Here is a 20,039-nt window from a genome sequence, read left to right as displayed (position 1 = left end):
GGTGGTCCGCCCGGCGGCTCAGGCGTGGTGGCACTTCACGAAGGGGGCCACCTCCGCGGCGGCGTCGGCGCCGTAGGCGTCGGCGAAGCGCTCCAGGAAGACCTTCTGGCCGAGCTCGTACTCCTGGCCGCCGACCTGCTCCAGGACGTGGGTGGCGGTGAGGTTGCCGACCTGGCCGCAGCGCTCCAGGGACAGGCCCCAGGCCAGGGCGGCCAGGAAACCGGAGCGGAAGGCGTCGCCCACACCGGTGGGGTCGGCCTTGCCGAGCTCGGGCGCCGGGGGGACGTGCAGGGACGGCTCGCCCTTGCGGTCGATGACGACGCCCTTGGGACCGAGCGTGGTGACGCGGACGCCGACGCGGTCGAGGATCTCCTCGTCGCTCCAGCCGGTCTTCTGCTCGATCATGCCCTTCTCGTAGTCGTTGCCGAACAGGTAGGCGGCACCGTCGACCAGCTCGCGGATCTGCTCCCCGGGCATGCGGGCGAGCTGCTGGGAGGGGTCGGCCGCGAACGGGATGGCGCGCTGGCGGGCCTCGGCGGTGTGCCTGAGCATCGCCTCGGGGTCGTTGGGGCTGATCAGCACCAGGTCGAGACCGCCGGCCCGCTGGGCGACCGGGCCGAGCTCGATGAGACGGGCCTCGGCCATCGCGCCGGTGTAGAACGACGCGATCTGGTTGTGGTCCTCGTCGGTCGTGCACAGGAAGCGGGCGGTGTGGTGGGTCTCGGAGACGTGGATGGAGTCGCAGTCGACACCGTGGCGCTCCAGCCAGGAGCGGTAGTCGGCGAAGTCCGCACCGACCGCGCCGACCAGGAGGGGCGTGAGCCCCAGGCAGCCCATCCCGAACGCGATGTTGGCCGCGCAGCCGCCTCGGCGGACCTGCAGGTCGTCCACGAGGAACGACAGGGAAACCCGGTCGAGCTGACCGGCGATGAGCTGGTCGCTGAAGCGGCCCGGGAAGGTCATCAGTTGATCGGTCGCGATTGAGCCGGTGACGGCGATGCGCACGGGGTTCTTCTCCTCGTTGTCTGCATCTTCGGAACGTGGGCGATTGGGCCACGCGGGAAGTTGAGCCACGCAAGAATACGCGACCTTTCCCGCGCCCCGCTCGTACCCCACGGACTACCCCGATCGGGCGCGCGAAAGCCCCGCGGGGTGACCGATGTCACCCCGCGGGGCCGGATGTTCCCGCCGGTTCGGCCTGCCTTGGCCCAACCCGCCGGTTCGCCTAGTTGAACGAGTCGCCGCAGGCGCACGAGCCGGTGGCGTTGGGGTTGTCGATCGTGAAGCCCTGCTTCTCGATCGTGTCGACGAAGTCGACGGTGGCGCCCACGAGGTAGGGAGCGCTCATCCGGTCGGTGACCACGCTCACGCCGTCGAAGTCGGAGACGACGTCGCCGTCCATCGAACGGTCGTCGAAGAAGAGCTGGTAGCGCAGGCCGGAACAGCCGCCGGGCTGCACGGCCACGCGCAGCTGGAGACCTTCCTCGCCCTGCTGCTCCAGCAGGCTCTTGACCTTCGCCGCGGCCGCGGAACTGAGGATCAGACCCTGCGCCGTGGTCTCGCTGCTCTCAACCGACATGTTGGTGACTCCCGCGTCTGCGTCAGCCGCTCCCCGGGAGCGGCTGTCTGTTTATGACGTCCTTCTCAGACGCTACCAACACCCGTCCCCCTGTACACATTCCTGAGACGACAGACACATCCGTCCTTGGACAAACCCCCCTCCCCCGGAATAAAGCCCCAATCTCGTGTGTCATCATTAGTCGTCACTTCGACGATAAGGGGGTGTGGCCATGACGACCACCGAGACCGGGCTTCCGCTCTTCGTCCTCGGCAGAGGTGTCGACCCGCACAGCGAGCGCGGCGTCGACTGTCCCGGCGAGCTGCCGTCGGCTTCCGACCCGGCGCTCGTGGAGCGCGCCAGGAGGGCCAAGGCGGCGCTCGGCGACCGGGTTTTCGTGCTGGGCCACCACTACCAGCGCGACGAGGTCATCCAGTTCGCCGACGTGACCGGCGACTCGTTCAAACTCGCGAAGGAGGCCGCGGCCCGCCCCGACGCCGAGTACATCGTCTTCTGCGGCGTGCACTTCATGGCCGAGTCCGCCGACATCCTCACGTCGGACTCCCAGAAGGTCGTGCTGCCCGACCTCGCGGCCGGGTGCTCGATGGCCGACATGGCCACCTTCGACCAGGTGGAGGAGTGCTGGGAGGCCCTGGAGGACGCGGGGATCGCCGGGATCACCGTCCCCGTCACGTACATGAACTCCAGCGCCGACATCAAGGCGTTCTGCGGGCGCAACGGCGGCGCCGTGTGCACCTCCTCCAACGCCAGGCGCGCCCTGGAGTGGGCCTTCTCACGCGGCGAGAAGGTGCTCTTCCTGCCCGACCAGCACCTGGGCCGCAACACCGCGGTGCTGGAGATGGGCCTGTCGCTGGACGACTGCGTCGTCTACAACCCGCACCGGCCGAACGGCGGCCTCACCGCCGAGCAGCTCGCGAACGCCAAGATGATCCTCTGGAAGGGTCACTGCTCGGTGCACGGCCGCTTCAGCGCCGAGTGCGTGGACGACGTCCGTGCCCGCATCCCCGGCGTCAACGTGCTGGTCCACCCCGAGTGCAGGCACGAGGTCGTCACCAAGGCCGACCACGTCGGTTCGACCGAGTACATCATCAAGAAGATCGAGGAGGCTCCGGCCGGGTCCTCCTGGGCGGTGGGCACCGAACTGAACCTGGTCAAGAGGCTCGGCGCCATGTTCCCCGACAAGGACGTGACGTTCCTGGACCGGACGGTCTGCTACTGCTCGACGATGAACCGGATCGACCTCCCGCACCTGGTGTGGGCGCTGGAGTCGCTCGCCGCCGGCCAGGTCGTCAACCAGATCACCGTGGACGCCGACACCGCCCACTGGGCCGGGGTCGCCCTGGACCGGATGCTGGCCCTGCCCTGATCTCGGCGATCTCGGCGATCTCCGCGATCTCAGCGACGCGTGGACGGGCCCCGGCGGGTGGTGACCCGCCGGGGCCCGTCGCGTGCCGGGGACCTGTCGCGTACCCGGGGTCGGGGGAGCACCGCGTGAGCGGGGCCTATTCGAGCTCGTAGACCACCTTGACACTGACCGACACGTCCCGGCGGCCGGGGCTGATCGACGCCCTGTCGACGGCCGCGGCGAAGCCGGCGATCGGCGTCGGCGGGGTGACGTTCTGCTCGTTTATCTCCAGGACGCGGCCGAGCGCGCGGCCGGCGAGCCTGGCGTACTGCGTGGCGCGGGCCTGGGCGTCCCTGAAGGCGATGTCGCGCGCCAGCCTGAGCGGCACACGGTTGTCGGACACCTCGAAGGAGATGCCGTTCAGCCGGACCGCCTCACCGGCCGCGGCCGCCGCCTCCACCACCTCGTCCGCGTCGTCGATGTCGCGCACTATCGCCTCGATGCCCTGCGTGGCCCGGTAGCCGGAGATCGTGGGGTATTCCTTGTACTCGGGACCGAGGGTCAGCTCGTCGGTCCGCAGGTCCCTGCGTGCGATCCCGGCCGCGAGCAGCGCCCGCGTCAGGGCGGCGGCGGCGTCGCGGGCGGCGGTGAACGCCGCCCCCGCGGTGGGCCGGCGCACCTCGACGCCGGTGTCCAGCCGCATGATGTCGGGGGTGGTGGACACGCTGCCCTCTCCCACGATCGTGATCTGGGGGCGGTTCCCCTCCGCGGTCACCGCCTGAGGCGTGGAGTCGGCGAACGCGGTGCCGCCGGGCAGACCGGCGCAGAACAGTCCCGTGGAGACGAGCACGGCCGAGGCGACCGCCTGAGACATCTTGATCATAAAGTCATGGCACCACGGGGCCCCGGTCGCGGCGGCGAGCGCTGCGCGGGCCCTGTCGTGTCTTGGCCGAATCCCGAGGAGGTGTTTTGCCGCCGGCCGGGCCGGGTTCCGGCCGGATCACGGCGATCGGCGGCGAAGGGATACCGGCGTGCCCGGGGGCGAGCTCACCCCTTCCGCACTCGATCGCGATGCCGTGAATTACGGACATGACAAATCTCTCATTGAGTGAGGCGGAGCGGGTGGTGTCCGCCGGATGCCCGACACCCGGCGCAGGCACCTGGTCCCGGACATCGGCTCTCACCTGTCACAGGTGCGCGAGGCTCGGTTCCCGGGCTTGCGCGGCAGTCCGGCGTCGCTTCACACGGCGTCGGCGGATCGATCCGCATCCGCCGCGCGGCGCCGGTGGCCCCAGTCCACCAGCGGATGCAGAATCCTCATCAGCTCCTCGCCGTCGGGGGAAAGCTCGTAGCGGATCTGTACCGGCGTGGTGGGGATCACGGTGCGGGAGATCAGCTCCTCGTGCTCCAGCTCCTTCAACCGCTGCGTGAGCAGCCGATCGGAGATTCCCGGCACGGACAGGCGGTACTCGCCGAATCGGCGGGCGCCGCGCAGGCCGGCGAGCAGGATCGCGCTGGTCCACCGGCGGCCGACGAGCTCGACGATGCCCTGGAAGCTGCGGCAGCTCGGTTCGTGGATGTCCGGCTGGGCGGGGTGTGCACTCCGCGGCGTTTTGACGTTCACTTACTAAAGATTAGCGGCTAACCTTGCCTTTGCCTAACGGTACAGGCGTGTGAAGTATGAAGCCATGACCGATTACGGACACACCTTAACTTTCGGGCTCAGCCTCGACCCAGAAGCCGACCGGCTTGACGAGACCAGGCGGCTGGCCAACGCCGCCGACGAGAAGGGGCTGGACTACCTGGCCGTCCAGGATCACGCCTACCAACCCGGGCACCTGGACACCTGGACCCTGATCACCCACATGGCCACGCGGACGAAGCGCATCTCGTTCCTCACCGATGTCGCGGACCTGCAGTTGCGTCCACCGGCCATGCTGGCCAAGGCGGCCGCCTCGCTCGGAGTGCTGGCCGGGGGGCGGACCGTCCTCGGGGTCGGTGGCGGGGCGTTCGCCGACGCCATCGCCGGCATGGGCGGCCGGCGCCGCGCCGGTGGCGAGATGGTCGCCTACACCGAGGAGTCCCTGCGCGTGATGCGGGCCGCGCTGGGCGGCGGCGGCGTGCGGCTGCTCAGCGACCAGCACACGATCGAGGGGTACAAGGCGGGCCCGGTGCCGCCCTCCCCCATTCCGCTGTGGCTCGGCGGCCAGGGGCCCAAGATGCTCGACGTGACCGGCCGCGCCGGTGACGGCTGGATCTCCCCGCTCAACATCTACGTCACGCCGGACCAGGTACCCGCCAAACAGAAGATCGTCGACGAGGCGGCTCTCATGGCGGGGCGCGTCCCCGCCGACATCCGGAGGATCTACAACGTGATCGGCGCGATCGGCGGCCTCCGTGGCGGACCCGGGCTGGTCGGGGATGTGAGCCTGTGGACGGACACGCTCACCGAATGGGCGGTCGAGCTGGGCTTCGACACGTTCATCTTCTGGCCGGTGGCCGAAACGCGGGCGCAGCTCGACGTGTTCGCCGCCGAGGTCGTCCCGGCCGTCCGTGAGCGCGTCGGCCGGATTCGGGGGCAGCGATGACCGCCAGGCTGTCTCCGCTCCCGGCCGCCCTCGAGGGCAGGCTCGTCGTCCCCGGAGACCAGCGGTACCCGCTGCTGCGCTCCACATACACGACCGTGGCCGCCCCCGCCGGCGTGCTGGTTCCCGAGAACACCTCGGAGGTGGTCGCCGCGCTGGGGTTCGCTCGCGAGCAGGGCCTGCCGCTGTCCGTGCGAAGCGGTGGTCACGGCCTGTCCGGGCGTTCCTCCAACGACGGCGGAGTGGTCATCGACCTGTCCGCGCTGAACCGCGTCGAGGTGCTCGACCGGGCGGCGCGGCTCGTCCGGATCCAGGCGGGGGCCCGCTGGGCGCAGGTCGCCCAGGCGCTCGCGCCGTACGGGCTGGCGATCAGCTCCGGCGACTACGGGAACGTCGGCGTCGGCGGCCTGACCACCGGCGGCGGCATCGGCTGGCTGGTTCGCCAGTATGGGCTGACCATCGACCACCTTCACGCGGCGGAGGTCGTCCTGGCCGACGGCACCGTCGTGCGCGCCGACGCCGAACACGAACCGGACCTGCTGTGGGCCGTGCGCGGCGCCGGCTCCGGGGTCGGCATCGTGACCGCCTTCGAGATCGAGGCGACCGAACTGCGCGACGTCGGGTACGCGCAGATCACCGTGCCGCTCGACCGGGACGGCCGCGTCCTGCGGCGCTGGGCCGACTACCTGGCCGAAGCGCCGCGCGAGTTGTCCACCCTCGTCAACCTGCTGCCGGACGACCGCTCCCTGGTCGCGTCCATCACCGCCGTGGTCGCCGACGGGAGCGAGCGACGGCTGCGGAGGGCGGTCGAGCCGCTGCTCCGCATCGGCGCCACGCTTGACCAGCACGCGGAGATCATCCCGTACTCCTCCCTGATGTCGACGGCGCACCTGCACGCCAACGTCGGCCAGCAGCCCACCACGACCACCAACGGGCTGCTGACGGCCATGACCGACCAGGACGCCGCGACGATCGCGGCCGTCATGCGCGACCCACATCGGCCGATGATCCAGATGCGGTCCGTGGGCGGGGCGGTCAACGACGTGCCGCCGGATGCGACCGCCTACGCGCACCGGCGCCACGGCACGCTGGTGGTCGCCACGGTGTTTCCTCCGGGACGCGGCGCGGCACTGGACGCCGTCTGGCAGCCCCTGGCCGAACGGGTCGACGGGACGTACGTCAACTTCGAGGGCCGTCCGGACAAGAGCGCCTTCGAGCGGATCTACCCGGGCGCGACCGGCGACCGGGTCCGCCGGCTCTGGCACCGCTACGACCCGGACGGGATCTTCCGAACCTCGTGGCAGTCGTAGGGCGAGGATTTCGCCATACCCGCCGCGGAGGAGCAGGCGCCGATGCGCGGGGCTCCTTCGAACCGGAGTACCGCGAGCCTGCCTCGGGCCGAAAGGACGCCGTGTCTCCGGCTCCCGCCCATTCGTGCCGGCCGATCGGCTCGGACGAGGCGTCACCCCCCACGCGGTGAGCTCATCGAGCATCCCCACGGCCGACCGCCACCTGGGACGATGCCGTTCGGCGGCGGGAACGGCACAGCGGGTCACCGAGGGTACGGGCGAGCCGTCCGGGGATCACGCCCGCGTCGAACCACCCCGCAACAGGCCGGCCCGGCAAAGCACTACCGGGTCGTGGCCCTAGAGCCGGGTGAGGCCTCGCCACCAGCCCAGCAGCCCGCCGTCGCCCTCGATGGCGTAGTCGTCGGGGCTGCGCCTCCCCCACACGACCTGCATCAGGTCCGCCGACGTGGCGGCGCGCACGGTCACCGTGCCCGGCTGCAGGGAACGCCGGTGGTGGAAGCGGTCGGGATCGAGGGTGATCACCCACCCGGCCCCGGTGTCGGCCTGCAGGGAGATCGTCTCGCCCCCGCCCCTGATCTCGGCCACCTCCGGGTTCCACTTCGCGTACGGCAGGACGTCGAGGAACTCCTCGACCCCGTCGGCCGCCACGTCCTCGTCGATCACGACGGGGACGCCCACCGCGAGCTCGGCGTCCACCCGGTGCACCAGGGTCTCGTGGAGCATCCGCCTCGACCAGAACCGCACCCGCTTGTCCCCGCTCCAGGTCCACATCGGCGCCTGCGGGTCCTGCGACAGCAACGCCTCGGGCAGGAAGGTGGCCCCCTCGCCGAGCCAGGCGGCGTAGCCGGCCGGGTCGGCGGGCAGGCCCAGGTCCATGCCGTCGCGGTCGAGGCGCCGCTCGGCCAGGTCGCGCACCATGGCGGCCACCCACCGGTGCACGCCTCCGGTGTGCGTGACGAGCCTCGCCAGGTCCCAGCCGGGGCAGGTCAGCACGGAGACGGACATGTCACGCCCCTTCAGGACGTCGGCCATGCGGGCGATCTCCGTGGCGGCGGCCGCGGCGTGCTCGGCGTGGGTCCACTCCCTCATGTCAACCCTCTCGCGTGAAGCGCATGAACTGCTTTTCGTACTCCTTGGCATCGGTGCTGGTGGCCAGCAACCGCTGCACCTTCCCCTTGAAGTCGAACACCACCGCCTCGTAGCCGGAGCCCTTTCGCCGCCAGCCCGCGATGTGCTCGTCGTCGTACCAGCCGATGAGCCGCTCCGTCTCGAACGGGATCCGCACCTTCGCCGGGGCGTCGGAGCCGGTGGACCAGACGCAGATCTCCTTCTTGCTCTCCTTGCAGTACGTCAGCAGGGACGAGCCGGACGGGGAGATGTCGTCGCCCTCGACCGTGATCGGGGTGCCCACGTCCAGCAGGGTCTGCAGCACGGTGCCCTGCGTGTCGTAGAAGCGGATGCGCTGGGTCTTGCCGGTGAGCGCCCAGGTGCCGACGGCCCGGCCGTCGCCCCGCCAGAAATAGCTCCACTTGCCGGCGTCCTTCTCCTTCACGCGGACGACCTTCGCCTTCTTCGTGGCGACGTCGATGATCGCGAAGCCGTACTCCTTGCTGATGTCGCCGACCGCCTCGTAGAGGGTCACCAGGCCGCGTCTGCCGTCCGGCGACCACTGCGGCAGCGTCGGGTAGACCGGCGCCTTGGTGATCCTGATCCTACTCGCCGCGCCGGATCGATGATCGACGATCGACACAATCGCGTAGCTCTGCGCGTCGTACATCCGGTCGGTGCCCAGCGCCTGGGTGCCCTCGGCGTTGACCGTGTACTGGAAGTACTTGCCGTTCTTGACGAACCGCTCGCCGCCCTGCTCGCGGACGTAGAGGGTCTTGTCCCAGTCGAGGCTGTAGGAGCTCAGCTTGATCGGGTCCTGGTCGCTCTCGTGGAGCGTGAGCGAGCTGCCGGGCAGCTTGATCGTGCTGTCGGCCTCCGGCACCGTCGGGGCGGCGGGAGCGGGGGTGCGCGCGGCCGGCGTGGTGTCCGCCCGGGTGGTCCCCGGCGTGTCGGGGGTGGTGCCGCGCAGCGCCAGCACGACGCCCCCGGCCACGAGGGCGGTGACCAGCACGCCTCCCACGACCGCCGGCCACACCCGGCGCCCGCTCCGGGCGGGGGCCGCCTGTCCCGGGTACGCCGGCGCGCCGGGGTTCCGGTACGGGGCGCCCTCCGGGGAGGAGGAGGGGTAGGTCGCGGGGCCGCCGTGGGGCTGGGACCCGGGGTGGCCTGGATGTCCCGGATATCCCGGCTGCTGGTACCCGGGGCCCTGCGGGGGGAAGCCGCCCGCGTAGCCGTCGGGGCCGGGATACCCGCCGGGCAAGGACCGCGTGGAAGGCGGCCCCTGCTGCGGGGAACCGTGGGGCCAGGACTGCTGGGCGTGACCGCGCGGGTCCGGCTGCGAAGCGTGCTCGGGGCTCTGGGCGTGGCCACGGGAGTCCGGCTGCCACGAGTGCGGAGCCTGGCCACGCGGGTCCGACTGCTGGGGATGCGGCGCGTAACCACCGGGGTCCGACTGCTGGAGGTGCGGGGCCTGACCGCGCGGGTCCGACTGCTGGGGATGGTGCTGGGCGTAACCGGCGGGACCGCCCTGCGGGCCCTGCGCCGGGTAGCCCTCGCCGGGCCCGCCCTGCTGGGCGAACCGCTGCTGGGGATGCGGCTGCTGGGGATACGGCTGCGGCCCGGAGTCCTGCCGGTGGTCCCACCGGGCACGGTCGTCGTCTGGGCGTCGCTGCCCGTACACGGTGTCCCCGGGGTTCCCGGGGTCGTTCCCGCCCGAGCTCGGGCCGGTCTGCTGCGCCGCGGCGGCCGAGCCCTCGGCGAGGATGCCGCGCGGCGCGGTGGGCGTCGCGGCACCGGTCGCGCCACCCGCGCCACCAGGGCCGCCCGCGTGGCCGAGCAGCCGCAGCAGCGCCTCACCCGCGGCGGGCCGCTGGGCGGCGTCCTTGGACAGGCACTGCCCGACCAGGTCGCGCAGCGCCGGATCGGTGATCGCCCCCAGGTCCGGCTCCATGTTCATGATCCGGTTGAAGATCGCCGGAAGGCTGTCCGTACCGAACGGCGGCTGTCCGGTGGCCGCGAAGACCATCGTGCAGCCCCACGCGAACATGTCCGCGGGCGAGCCCGCGTTCTCCCCGGCCAGTTGCTCGGGGGTCATGTACGAAGGGGTGCCGATCGCCATCGCGGTCAGCGTGGAGGTCCGGTCGAGCGCCTTGGCGATGCCGAAGTCGATCACCCGGGGGCCGTCGGGGGCCAGCAGCACGTTGGAAGGCTTGAAGTCGCGGTGCACGATCCCCGCCTGGTGGATGGCGACGAGCGCGGTGACCGTGCCGATCGCCAGGCGGTGCAGGCTCGCCCCCTCGCGCGGCCCCTCGGTCTCCACGACCGCGTCGAGCGTCGGGCCGTCGATGTACTCGCTGATGATGTACGGGCGATGCCGGTCGACCCCGGTGTCGATCACCGCGGCGGTGCAGAAGGGCGCGACCCGCTGGGTCGTGCTGACCTCGCGGACGAAGCGCTCCATCGCCTCCTCGTCCTGCGTGAGATCCGCGCGGAGCAACTTGACCGCGACGCGTGCCCCCGTCGGGGAAACGCCCAGGTAGACCGTTCCCTGGCCTCCCTCGCCGAGCCTGGCGGTGAGCCGGTACTCCCGCACGTGCTCGGGATCCCCGGGCCGCAGGGACGCGAGGTCCGCCATGGTCACCCCCTTCTCCCGTGATGGATTTCCGGTCCCATTGTGAGGGCAAAGGGTCACAGGACGTACATCAAACCGCAAGCCGGACAGCCACGATGGCGCGTTCCAGATGATCTCGCGAATCGCGTGGAAAGTCCTTGCGGGACGGGCTTGGCGGATGACCTGTCCGAGACCGGGCGCATCCAGGACCGGGCGCCTCTCAGAGGCCGGGCGCGCCCCAGAGGGGGAACCAGCGGCCCAGATCAGGCTCGATCTCCAGCTCGCCGCCGATCGCGCCGCGTACCTGCAGCTCCAGCGCGTTGTCCCGGCGCTGTGCCTGCCCACCGGCCTGCCCACCGGCCTGGCTTCCCGCACGTCCGGCGGGCAGCGGGGCGAACGGGTAGAAGGTGCCCTGCTTGTAGAGGTACACCAGGGCGAGCGCGCGACCGTCGGGGGCGGCGAAGGAGACCAGGGAGCAGAGCAGGGAGGGGCCGAAACCCGCCGCCTCGAGGGAGGAGTTGACCGCGTGCAGATCCGTCACCAGGTCACCGAGCATGTCGGGGGCACGGCGTACCAGCAGCCACGTGTAGCCGTAGGAGTCCTTCGACACCTCCACCGGGGGGCCGCCTCCGGCGTCCAGCAGCTGGGTGACGTCGCGCTCCAGCTCGGCGAAGGCCCCGCCCTCGGCCGAGCGGAAGCAGACCGCCCCCACTCCCGTCGGCGCCAGATCGGTGGCGGCCTGCAGGGTCACCGCGGCCGAGGGCAGCGCGAACAGCGCGTCCAGGTCGGCCCTGGCCGGTTCGCTCCGCCCCATCAACGCGTCCCACCAGCGCATCGGATCACTCCCCCTCGAACCTCTCCGCCGCCCGGAGCCCCCGTCGCCCACCCGCCGGAGGTACGCGCCGCGCCCCTCCGTCCCCTGCCGCCTGTCCGCGCCCGTCCGCCCCGTCCGGTCACCCGCCCTGCCCGAGCTGGGCGGAGATCCTGCCGAGCTGCTCCAGGCGCCGTTCCAGCGGCGGGTGGGTCGCGAAGAGCGCGGCCAGCCCGGCCTTGCCGGACAGGGCCGGTGCGAAGAAGAAGGCGTTGAACGGCTCGGCCTCGCGCAGGTCCTTCGTCGGGATGCGGGCCATCTCACCGCTGATCTTGACGAGGGCGCTGGCCAGGGCGGAGGGACGCTGGGTGAGCAGGGCCCCCGCACGGTCGGCGGCCAGCTCGCGGTAGCGCGACAGGGCGCGGGTGAGCAGGAAGCTGACCGCGTACACCAGGGCAGAGACGAGCAGGATGATCAGGCCGATCGGCAGACCGCCCCTGTCGTCGCGCCCGCGCCCGCCCAGGCCGCTGTAGAGCGCGACCCTGGTCATCAGCCCGGCGACGATGCCGAGGAAGGACGCGATCGTCATGACCGCGACGTCACGGTGGGCCACGTGGGACATCTCGTGGGCCAGCACGCCCTCGAGCTCGCCGCCGTCGACGCGGCGCAGCAACCCCGTGGTCACGCAGACCACGGAGTTCTTCTGGTTGCGGCCGGTGGCGAACGCGTTCGGGACGTCCGAGTCGGCGATCGCCACCCGCGGCTTGGGCATGTCGGCCAGTGCGCACAACCTGTCGATCATGCCGTGCAACTCCGGGGCCTCCTGCGGGGAGACGACACGTCCGTGCATCGCGAACAGCGCGATGCGATCGGACATGAAGTACTGCACGAGCAGGATGCCACCGGCGATCAGCAGCACCACGACGGCCCGGACGCCCAACGTGATCAACACGGCCACGAAGACCACGTAGAGCAGTCCGAGCAGGAACATGGTGAGCACCATGCGCCTGGTCAGGCCCCGGTCCGGGGCGAACCGGGTTTGTGCCATATGCCCAAGCTAGCCGGGAATCAGCCCCTCATTGCCGAGCATCTCCCGTACTTCGTCCATGGATGCGTCGGCCGGAGGCAAAATCAGCTCCGAGGACTCCAGGCTGTCGTCGGGCAGCGCCTTGCCGACGTGGCGGACCTTGTCGAGCAGGGCGTGCAGCCGCACCCGGAAGGCCTCCTCCTCGCCGGCCTCGATGGCGGCCTCCAGCTCGGCGTCCAGCGTGTTCAGCACGTCGAGGTCTGCGGGGGCGATGTCGATCTGCCCCTCCCCCATGATGCGGACGATCACAGGCCCTCCCCCGGCTGGCGCAGCTGCTGCGTCTGGTTGGACTGCGGGTGCTCGTGGTGCGGCTGCTGCGGCGGCTGGGGCTGCTGCTGGGGCTGGGCCGGGCCGGGCGTGATCGCGCCCTGCGGCGCGGGGCCCTGGCCGAGCTCGGCCTTCATCCGCGCGATCTCCAGCTCCACGTCGTTCCCGCCGCCCATGCGGTCGAGCTCGGCCTGGATGTCGTCGCCGCGCTGCCCGCTGAAGTCGTCGAGCGCGCCGCTGGCCAGCAGCTCGTCGATGGCACCCGCGCGGGCCTGCATGGAGGCCGTCTTGTCCTCGGCCCGCTGGATCGCCAGGCCGACGTCGCCCATCTCCTCGGAGATGCCGGAGAAGGCCTCGTTGATCCGCGTCTGCGCCTCGGCGGCGGTGTAGGTCGCCTTGATCGTCTCCTTCCGCGTACGGAAGGAGTCGACCTTGGCCTGCAGCCGGTGGGAGGCGGTGGTGAGCTTCTCCTCCTCGGCCTGCAGGTTGTCGTGCTGCACGCGGAGGTCGGCGATCTGGGTCTGCAGGCTGCCACGGCGGGTCAGCGCCTCGCGAGCGAGATCCTCGCGGCCGACTCCGAGCGCCTTGCGGCCCTGCTCCTCGAGCTTGCGCGACTGCGCCTCGATCTGGTTGATCTGGAGCTCCACGCGCTTGCGCGAGGTGGCGACGTCCGCCACGCCCCGGCGCACCTTCTGCAACAACTCCAGCTGGCGCTGATACGAGTAGTCCAGGGTCTCGCGAGGATCTTCCATCTTGTCCAACGCGTTGTTCGCCTTGGACCTGAAGATCAGCGAAAGTCTCTTCATCACGCTCATGCGCGTCGGCCGTCCCCTTCTTCAATGCGCTTCGGGTCACCCCTAGTGAGTCCAGCCCCCGAAAAGCACCGGAGCCACCATAGGGTTCACCCTACGCATAACGCGCGGGGGCGTCACTAAGTTGCAGTCCCGGTAGGCTGACGTTGTGTTCCGACGTACCCAGACCACCGCGGACGACTCCCCCGTCTCCGCTAACGATCCTAAGCCTGCGGGCAAGGGGCGTCCCACACCCAAGCGACGGGACGCCGAAGGCCGTCGCCGGCAGCCGGTGAACGCCCCCCAGAACCGCAAAGAGGCCTACAAGAACCTCCGCGAACGCCAGGCCAGCGAACGGGTCAAGGCACGCGAGGGCATGCTGCGCGGCGACGAACGTTACTTCCCCGCCCGCGACAAGGGACCCGCCAGGAAGTTCGCGCGTGACTGGGTCGACTCCCGTCGTCTCGCCAGCCAGTACTTCCTGCCGTTCTCCCTCCTCATCCTGCTGCTCACCTGGATCCCCTTCCCGGCGGACATCCGCGGTTACGTCTACGTCGCGGTGATCACGGTCGGCTGGCCGCTCATGATGGTCGGTGTGCTCCTCACCTCGATCTGGGTGTCCTGGAAGGTGAAGAAGCTGACCGCCGAGAAGTTCCCCAACGAGAACTTGAGGGGCGTCGGCTTCTACGCCGCCATGCGCGCGCTGCAGATCCGCAAGCTGCGCTTCCCCCCGCCCGCCGTGCTGCCCGGCGGCAGGCCGGTCCCGCCGAAGAACTGACGGCGGCGTCCGGCAGACACCGCGCCCGAGCACGTTCAGGAACCCCGCTCCCTCCACGAGGGGCGGGGTTCTTCGTCTCTTCTCCGCGTTCTTTCGTCTCTTCTTCGCGTTCTCCGCGTTCTCCGCGAGGCGGCGTTCTTCGTGAGGCCGGCGTTCTTCGCGAGGTCGCTCGTGTCCCCCGCGGCGAGCCCTGAGTCTCCCCGGCGGCGAGCCCGCTCGCGCCCCGGCCTCACCTCCGGACGACCGCCCCGCTCCCCGGACGGACCGCGGGAGCGTCGCCCCGGACGGCGGTCACCCCTCGACGACGTTCCAGTCCAGCTCGCCGCCGACGACCGCCGGTTCCCAGTGGCCGACGGAGCCGCCGGTCTCCATGGCGTCCGCCGTCGCCCGCAGCAGGCGGTAGTACGAGCCGATCCGGGTGCCGCCGGTCGCGAAACTCATCGTGCCCTCGTGGTCGGTGGTGCCGACGTCGCGCACCACGGAGTCGATCACCAGGTGGTCGCCGCTCCCGTCGGCACCGAACGGGATCATCCGCCCGTCCCACGACTCCGCCCGCGCGCCGGCGCCACCCCTGACCTCGCCGTCCACTTCGCACAGCCACCGCCAGGTGTCACGGATCTCGCGGACCCCCTGGTTCCCGTGGCCGAGGAACCCGAACGGCAGGGTGCCGGCCACGACGGAGGCCCCGTCGTGGCGCAGCAGGGAGGCGCGCAGGTCGTCGGGGAGGCGCAGTCCCATCTGCGCCTCGGCGACGGCGATCGTACCGGCCCTGGCGGGCCTGCCCAGCGTGCGCAGGCTCGCGGGGGCGTTGGCCGCCAGCCACCTCTCGATGCGGCGCCACTGGCGGTTCACCGCCCGGGTCACCCTCGGGTCGACCGCGCGCACTCGCGGGGTCCGCGCCCGCGGGTGACAGTCGGGATCGGGAACCGTCACGGGGGTCGCGGGAGTCACGGCGCTCTCGTACGGGACCGGGGTCTCGTAGGGCCGGGTGGGATCCGCCGCTTGGGGATATTGATCCGTGTTGGAATACAGCCGTTCGAGCTGCTGGAACTCCTTCGCGTCCCCGCATCGGACGAGCCGGAGCTCCCCTTCCGTATAGGCCGGGTAGTGCGATCCCGGCTCCGGCGGGGTGAGCGGTTCCGGCCCGCACTCCTCGCCCTCGCTCCGGGAACCGGTCGCCTCGGCCGTCTCCGTCCCGTTCGAGAAGACCGCGCTCTCCAGCGCCTGCGTGCCGAAGGCGAGCAGGCACAGCCCGATCCCCACGGCACCCCAGCGGACCAGGCGGCCTCGGGTGGCCCTGTCCAGCGGCTCTCGCGGCGTCCGCGGCCCTCGCTCGAACATCCTCTCGACGGCGGACCTGACGGCGGAGGGCTCCCTGGCCGCGTATCTCCTGAGGTCCTCCTCCGTGGGGGTGCCGAGGATGGGTGCGGGGGGCCATCGCGGCGTGTGCCCGGCTCCGGAGCCCGGCCCCAGCGGCCCGGCCTCCCCTGACCTCACGGCCGGGAGGGCGTTTCGGGATCCCCCGGCCGGAAGAGCGGTCCGGCGGTCCTCGGCCCGCCGCCACAGGCGGGTGACCGCCACGACGGCCGCCGCCAGCGCCACCGTGGCAAGCGCGAGTCGTACCCGCCGAGAAGTGATCAACCGCAACACGCCCGGCAGGCTATCCCGAATCGCCACGAAATATGACGCCTACTAACCTCGGAACATGGAATTCCGCCACCTTGGCCGCAGCGGTCTCATGGTCAGCGAGATCAGCTACGGCAACTGGATCACACACGGCTCCCAGGTAGAGGAGGACGCCGCCAAGCAGTGCGTGCGAGCGGCACTCGACGAGGGGATCACCACCTTCGACACCGCCGACGTGTACGCGGGCACCAAGGCGGAGGAGGTTCTCGGCCGCGCTCTCGCGGGGGTTCGCCGCGAGTCCCTGGAGATCTTCACCAAGGTCTACTGGCCGACCGGCCCCGGCCCCAACGACCGGGGACTGTCGCGCAAGCACATCACCGAGTCCCTGCACGGCTCGCTGCGCCGTCTGCAGACCGACTACGTCGACCTGTACCAGGCACACCGCTTCGACAACGAGACGCCGCTCGAGGAGACCCTCAAGACCTTCGACGATCTCGTACGCCAGGGCAAGGTCCTCTACATCGGTGTCAGCGAGTGGACCGCCGAGCAGATCGGCCGGGCACTGAAGATCGCCGACGAGATGGGCTTCGACCGCCTGGTCTCCAACCAGCCTCAGTACTCCATGCTGTGGAGGGTCATCGAGGCCGAGGTCGTGCCGCTGAGCGAGAAGGAGGGCATCGGCCAGGTCGTCTTCTCTCCCATCGCCCAGGGCGTGCTCACCGGTAAGTACCGGCCGGGGCAGCCGCCCCCCGCCGGTTCCCGGGCCACCGACCCGAGCGGGGGCAACTTCATCTCCCGCATGCTCAAGGACGACGTGCTCACCCGCGTCCAGCAGCTGGAGCCGGTCGCCGCCGACCTCGGCCTGTCCATGGCCCAGCTCGCGGTGGCCTGGGTGCTGCAGAACCCCAACGTGTCCTCGGCCATCGTCGGGGCCAGCAGGCCCGAGCAGGTCCGCGACAACGTCAAGGCCTCCGGGGTGAAGCTGGAGTCCGAGGTACTGAAGAAGATCGACGACATCCTCGGCCCGATCGTCGAGCGCGACCCGGCCAAGACCGTGAGCCCCGAGCGGCGTCCGTAGCCCGGTGACCGGTCACGGTGAACGCCCGAGGCGTTGACCGGGCTCCTCGCGTTCGTGCTTCGTGCGCGGAACGGGAAAGAACCCCCCGGCCCCTCGATCCCCCGGTTTCCCGGTTTCCCGGGGAGGGTTCGAGGGGCCGGGGGGTTCTCCGTTCGCCCGGGTTCACTCCGGGCGCAGCGACATCCCCTCGTACTCGACGCGCTCGCCTTCGAGCAGGGTGACCTTCTCGACTCCGGACTCCAGCAGCTCACGCCAGCTTTCACCGAGCCACGACTCGGCGTCCGCCTGGCTCGGGAACGTGTCGGACGGCGAAACACCCTCGACCACCTCGCCACCATTCGCGTTTTCGTAACGCCAGCGCCACGTCATGCCATAGCTCCTTCTCGCGGGTCCTGCCGGTGCCCTCGGCGGCTCAGCGAACACTACCTCTCCCGGACACTCCCGGGCATGAAGGCGAGATCATGACCTCGTGTTCCGCCTCCGGGACGTTTCCGGCACCCCGGGCACCCCGGGCACGCCGCCGCGGCCGTCCGCTCCCACCCGGAGACGGGGGCGCGCGGCCTCTCGACCGGTTCCCCGACCTCCCCGACCTCCCCGACCTCCCCGACCTGATAGGAAACCGGGCGTGAAGATCTTGATCTCCGGTACGGCGAGCGCGGGCGGGTGGCCGGCCCCTGACTGCGGGTGCGCCTCCTGCGCCCGTGTCACGCCAGGCCGCCGTCCCGTCTCCGTGGCACTGGACGTCCAGGTGGCACGTGACGGCTCCGTGGCGCCCGGCGGTCTCGCGCGGCTGCCGCTGTCCGGCCCGCCTCCGCCCGGCTACCACGTCTCGGCCGGCCCGGACGGCCTCACCGTCACCACCCCCGGCGGCCGGCGCGTTCTCCACGCCACCTCTCCTTCGTACGGCGAGCCTCCGTACGGCGAATCTCCGTACGGCGAGCCTCTAGACGGCGAATCTCCGCGTGACGAGCGGGGCGCACGGGCGGAGGGCAGCGGTGGCGGTGCGGGAGAGGCGTTGGACCTGGTGCTGATGGACGTGCTGGACCGGCCGGAACGGCTCGGTGACCTGCGCCGGCGAGGCCTGGTCGGTGAACGGACGCACGTGGTGGCCGTCGGCCTCGACCACCGGGTCCCCACGGAGGCGGAACTGGCCCGGCGGGCCGCGCTGTGGGGGGTGCGCGTCGTACCGGACGACACGATCGTCGACATCGGCGAGCCCCCGCCCGCCCGGCTCCCTCCGCCCAGGAGGACCCTTCTGCTCGGGGGGAGCCGGTCGGGCAAGTCGGCGGAGGCCGAACTGCGGCTGGCGGCCGAACCCGAGGTGCTCTACGTCGCGACGGGCCCGTCCGGCGACGGCGACCCCGAGTGGCTGCGCCGGGTCCGGGCGCACCGCGACCGCAGGCCCGCCCACTGGAAGACCGCCGAGACCGCCGACCTGGCCGGGCTGCTGCGGTCCGCCGACACCCCGCTGCTGATCGACGGGCTCGGCACCTGGGTGGCCGCCGTCTTCGACGAGTGCGACGCCTGGCCGGGCGGCGACGGCTCCACCCGCGAGGACGGCAGGGACAGCAGGGACGGCAGGAACGCGGTCGCGGCACGTTGTGACGATCTGGTGGCGGCCTGGAGACAGACCCGGGTCCGGGTCGTGGCGGTCTCCGACGAGGTCGGGCTCGGCGTGGTGCCCGGTACCGCCAGCGGCCGGATGTTCCGGGACACCCTCGGCCGGCTGAACCAGCGCCTCGCCCTGGAGTCGGAGGACGTCGCCCTCGTCGTCGCCGGCCGCCTCCTCCCCCTCCCCGGCTGATCGCCCCACGCCCGTTTCGATCGTCCCCGGCGGGAGCCGGGGAACCGGATCACCCGGCTCGGCGACCGATCCCCCCGCCGTTTCGATGATCCGGGGCGTTGGCACCGGGCCCGGTGCCTCTTCACCGGGTCTTCGGGACGGCTCCGGGCAGGGTCCGTCCCCGAGCTCGCACCGCCGGATCCGGTGAACGTACGCGGCCACGACACCGGACAGGCCGACGGCTACGATCGTCGGTCATGTCCGAGCCCTCCCCCCCGTCCCAGGACGGCCCGTCCACGTTCGCCGACGGGGTGCGTCTCGCGATCGGCACGCTGAGCGTGTTCCCGGTCCGTCCCGGAGTGATCGACCGCCGGGCGGGCGGGATCGCGATGACGGTGGCCCCGCTGGTGGGGGCCGTGATCGGGGCCGCCGGCGGGCTGGTGCTGGTGATCTCCATGTGGCTGGGGACGACATCGCTTCCGGCGTCGGTGCTGGCCGTGGCCGTCGTGGCACTGCTCACCCGGGGGTTGCACCTGGACGGGCTGGCCGACCTCGCCGACGGGCTGGGCAGCGGGAAACCCGCCGAGCGGGCGCTGGAGATCATGAAGCGGTCGGACATCGGCCCCTTCGGCGTGGTGACCCTGATCCTCGTCCTGCTGGTCCAGGTGGCGGCCCTGCAAGAAGCCGTCACCGGTGCGGGTGCGGGAGCGGGAGCGCTCACCCTGATCGCGGCCTGCGCGGCCGGACGGCTCGCCCTCACCTGGGCCTGCCGCGCGGGCATTCCGCCGGCGCGCCCCGACGGCCTCGGCGCGATGGTCGCGGGCACCGTGCGGCGGAGCGTCGCGGTGGCCGTGACCGCGCTGGTGCTCGCGGGAACGGCGGCGCTGGTCTACGTCCACGGCATCGGCGTCCTCGACCTGTGGTCCTCCGGGTCCTCCGGCGGATGGGGCTACGTGGCCTACGTGGACATGACCCATTCCGAAGTCGGCGACCTCCTCGGGGCGGGCACCCCCGGTGCGGGTCTCGCATCGGGCCTGGGGCCGTTCCTCGCGCCCTTGGGTCTCCCCTTGGCCATGCTCGCGGGGCTGCTGGCAGCCTGGGCCGTACGGCGCAGGGCCGTGCGGCGGCTCGGCGGCGTCACCGGCGACGTGCTCGGCGCCCTCGTCGAGATCGCCACCGCGACGACCCTGCTGGCCTGCACGATTCTCGCGAACTGACCTCTCCCGGGCCCGGCCCCGAGTGCCCTGGGGACCTTTTTCGTCAGGGATCTCACGCGGCCCC

Annotated in this window: 19 protein-coding genes; 7 read left to right on the top strand and 12 right to left on the bottom strand. The window is 71.4% G+C overall.

What is annotated here, in order from left to right; translation table 11 throughout:
* Positions 1–18 precede the first annotated feature (18 nt).
* Both AC5L38_RS05700 and AC5L38_RS05695 read right to left on the bottom strand, forming a co-directional pair.
* Positions 19–1,005, bottom strand: a complete 987-nt coding sequence (locus AC5L38_RS05700) for a carbohydrate kinase family protein (RefSeq protein WP_495241691.1) — start codon at positions 1,003–1,005, stop codon at positions 19–21.
* Positions 1,006–1,225: 220 nt separating this feature from the next.
* The gene (locus AC5L38_RS05695; RefSeq protein ID WP_030910261.1) at positions 1,226–1,579 is read right to left on the bottom strand and encodes a HesB/IscA family protein; all 354 of its coding nucleotides are present in this window, start codon (positions 1,577–1,579) and stop codon (positions 1,226–1,228) included.
* Positions 1,580–1,790: 211 nt separating this feature from the next.
* Here AC5L38_RS05695 and nadA point away from each other — a divergent pair, with 211 nt between their 5' ends.
* On the top strand, positions 1,791–2,945 hold the full coding sequence (gene nadA, locus AC5L38_RS05690; protein ID WP_495241690.1) for a quinolinate synthase NadA: 1,155 nt from the start codon (positions 1,791–1,793) through the stop codon (positions 2,943–2,945).
* 136 nt (positions 2,946–3,081) lie between these two features.
* Here nadA and AC5L38_RS05685 read toward each other — a convergent pair whose 3' ends face one another.
* The gene (locus tag AC5L38_RS05685; protein ID WP_495241689.1) at positions 3,082–3,807 is read right to left on the bottom strand and encodes an SIMPL domain-containing protein; all 726 of its coding nucleotides are present in this window, start codon (positions 3,805–3,807) and stop codon (positions 3,082–3,084) included.
* A gap of 357 nt (positions 3,808–4,164) precedes the next feature.
* The gene (locus AC5L38_RS05680; protein ID WP_495241688.1) at positions 4,165–4,548 is read right to left on the bottom strand and encodes a winged helix-turn-helix transcriptional regulator; all 384 of its coding nucleotides are present in this window, start codon (positions 4,546–4,548) and stop codon (positions 4,165–4,167) included.
* 64 nt (positions 4,549–4,612) lie between these two features.
* Here AC5L38_RS05680 and AC5L38_RS05675 point away from each other — a divergent pair, with 64 nt between their 5' ends.
* Both AC5L38_RS05675 and AC5L38_RS05670 read left to right on the top strand, forming a co-directional pair.
* Positions 4,613–5,512, top strand: a complete 900-nt coding sequence (locus tag AC5L38_RS05675; protein ID WP_495241687.1) for an LLM class flavin-dependent oxidoreductase — start codon at positions 4,613–4,615, stop codon at positions 5,510–5,512.
* Positions 5,509–6,819 carry an FAD-binding oxidoreductase gene (locus tag AC5L38_RS05670; protein WP_495241686.1) on the top strand — a complete coding sequence of 437 codons (1,311 nt, stop codon included), beginning with the start codon at positions 5,509–5,511 and terminating at the stop codon, positions 6,817–6,819. The genes AC5L38_RS05675 and AC5L38_RS05670 overlap by 4 nt, the downstream gene beginning before the upstream one ends.
* A 336-nt stretch (positions 6,820–7,155) precedes the next feature.
* On the opposite strand, the gene AC5L38_RS05665 is transcribed toward AC5L38_RS05670, so the two are convergent.
* The 6 genes from AC5L38_RS05665 to AC5L38_RS05640 form a co-directional block, all read right to left on the bottom strand.
* Positions 7,156–7,908: a maleylpyruvate isomerase family mycothiol-dependent enzyme gene (locus tag AC5L38_RS05665; RefSeq protein ID WP_495241685.1), complete on the bottom strand. Its 753-nt coding sequence runs from the start codon at positions 7,906–7,908 to the stop codon at positions 7,156–7,158.
* A 1-nt stretch (position 7,909) separates the two neighbouring features.
* On the bottom strand, positions 7,910–10,561 hold the full coding sequence (locus tag AC5L38_RS05660) for a serine/threonine protein kinase (RefSeq protein WP_495241684.1): 2,652 nt from the start codon (positions 10,559–10,561) through the stop codon (positions 7,910–7,912).
* 196 nt (positions 10,562–10,757) lie between these two features.
* Complete coding sequence (gene pspAB / locus AC5L38_RS05655; RefSeq protein WP_495241683.1) at positions 10,758–11,372, bottom strand: PspA-associated protein PspAB; 615 nt, start codon at positions 11,370–11,372, stop codon at positions 10,758–10,760.
* 118 nt (positions 11,373–11,490) lie between these two features.
* Complete coding sequence (gene htpX, locus AC5L38_RS05650; RefSeq protein ID WP_495241682.1) at positions 11,491–12,396, bottom strand: zinc metalloprotease HtpX; 906 nt, start codon at positions 12,394–12,396, stop codon at positions 11,491–11,493.
* Between the two features lie 9 nt (positions 12,397–12,405).
* Complete coding sequence (gene pspAA, locus AC5L38_RS05645; protein WP_344746177.1) at positions 12,406–12,684, bottom strand: PspA-associated protein PspAA; 279 nt, start codon at positions 12,682–12,684, stop codon at positions 12,406–12,408.
* Entirely contained in the window at positions 12,681–13,517 is an 837-nt protein-coding gene (locus AC5L38_RS05640; RefSeq protein WP_495241681.1) for a PspA/IM30 family protein, read from the bottom strand. The genes pspAA and AC5L38_RS05640 overlap by 4 nt, the downstream gene beginning before the upstream one ends.
* 145 nt (positions 13,518–13,662) lie before the next feature.
* Between AC5L38_RS05640 and AC5L38_RS05635 the strand changes: the two genes are divergently transcribed.
* Complete coding sequence (locus AC5L38_RS05635; protein ID WP_389914343.1) at positions 13,663–14,271, top strand: DUF3043 domain-containing protein; 609 nt, start codon at positions 13,663–13,665, stop codon at positions 14,269–14,271.
* 291 nt (positions 14,272–14,562) lie between these two features.
* Here AC5L38_RS05635 and AC5L38_RS05630 read toward each other — a convergent pair whose 3' ends face one another.
* Complete coding sequence (locus AC5L38_RS05630) at positions 14,563–15,921, bottom strand: SMI1/KNR4 family protein (protein WP_495241680.1); 1,359 nt, start codon at positions 15,919–15,921, stop codon at positions 14,563–14,565.
* A gap of 55 nt (positions 15,922–15,976) precedes the next feature.
* Between AC5L38_RS05630 and AC5L38_RS05625 the strand changes: the two genes are divergently transcribed.
* A complete protein-coding gene (locus tag AC5L38_RS05625; protein ID WP_495241679.1) occupies positions 15,977–16,975 on the top strand; it encodes an aldo/keto reductase family protein in 999 nt (332 codons plus the stop codon).
* A 162-nt stretch (positions 16,976–17,137) separates the two neighbouring features.
* On the opposite strand, the gene AC5L38_RS05620 is transcribed toward AC5L38_RS05625, so the two are convergent.
* A complete protein-coding gene (locus tag AC5L38_RS05620) occupies positions 17,138–17,344 on the bottom strand; it encodes a hypothetical protein (RefSeq protein WP_362836278.1) in 207 nt (68 codons plus the stop codon).
* Positions 17,345–17,600: 256 nt separating this feature from the next.
* On the opposite strand from AC5L38_RS05620, the gene AC5L38_RS05615 reads away from it, so the two are divergent.
* Both AC5L38_RS05615 and AC5L38_RS05610 read left to right on the top strand, forming a co-directional pair.
* On the top strand, positions 17,601–18,779 hold the full coding sequence (locus AC5L38_RS05615; RefSeq protein WP_495241678.1) for a bifunctional adenosylcobinamide kinase/adenosylcobinamide-phosphate guanylyltransferase: 1,179 nt from the start codon (positions 17,601–17,603) through the stop codon (positions 18,777–18,779).
* 236 nt (positions 18,780–19,015) lie between these two features.
* Positions 19,016–19,975: an adenosylcobinamide-GDP ribazoletransferase gene (locus AC5L38_RS05610; protein WP_495241677.1), complete on the top strand. Its 960-nt coding sequence runs from the start codon at positions 19,016–19,018 to the stop codon at positions 19,973–19,975.
* Positions 19,976–20,039: the final 64 nt, after the last annotated feature.

It is taken from the genome of Streptosporangium nanhuense, from assembly GCF_059358815.1.
Note: the sequence above shows the minus strand (reverse complement) of the source record. Positions and strands in the feature narration are given on the sequence as shown.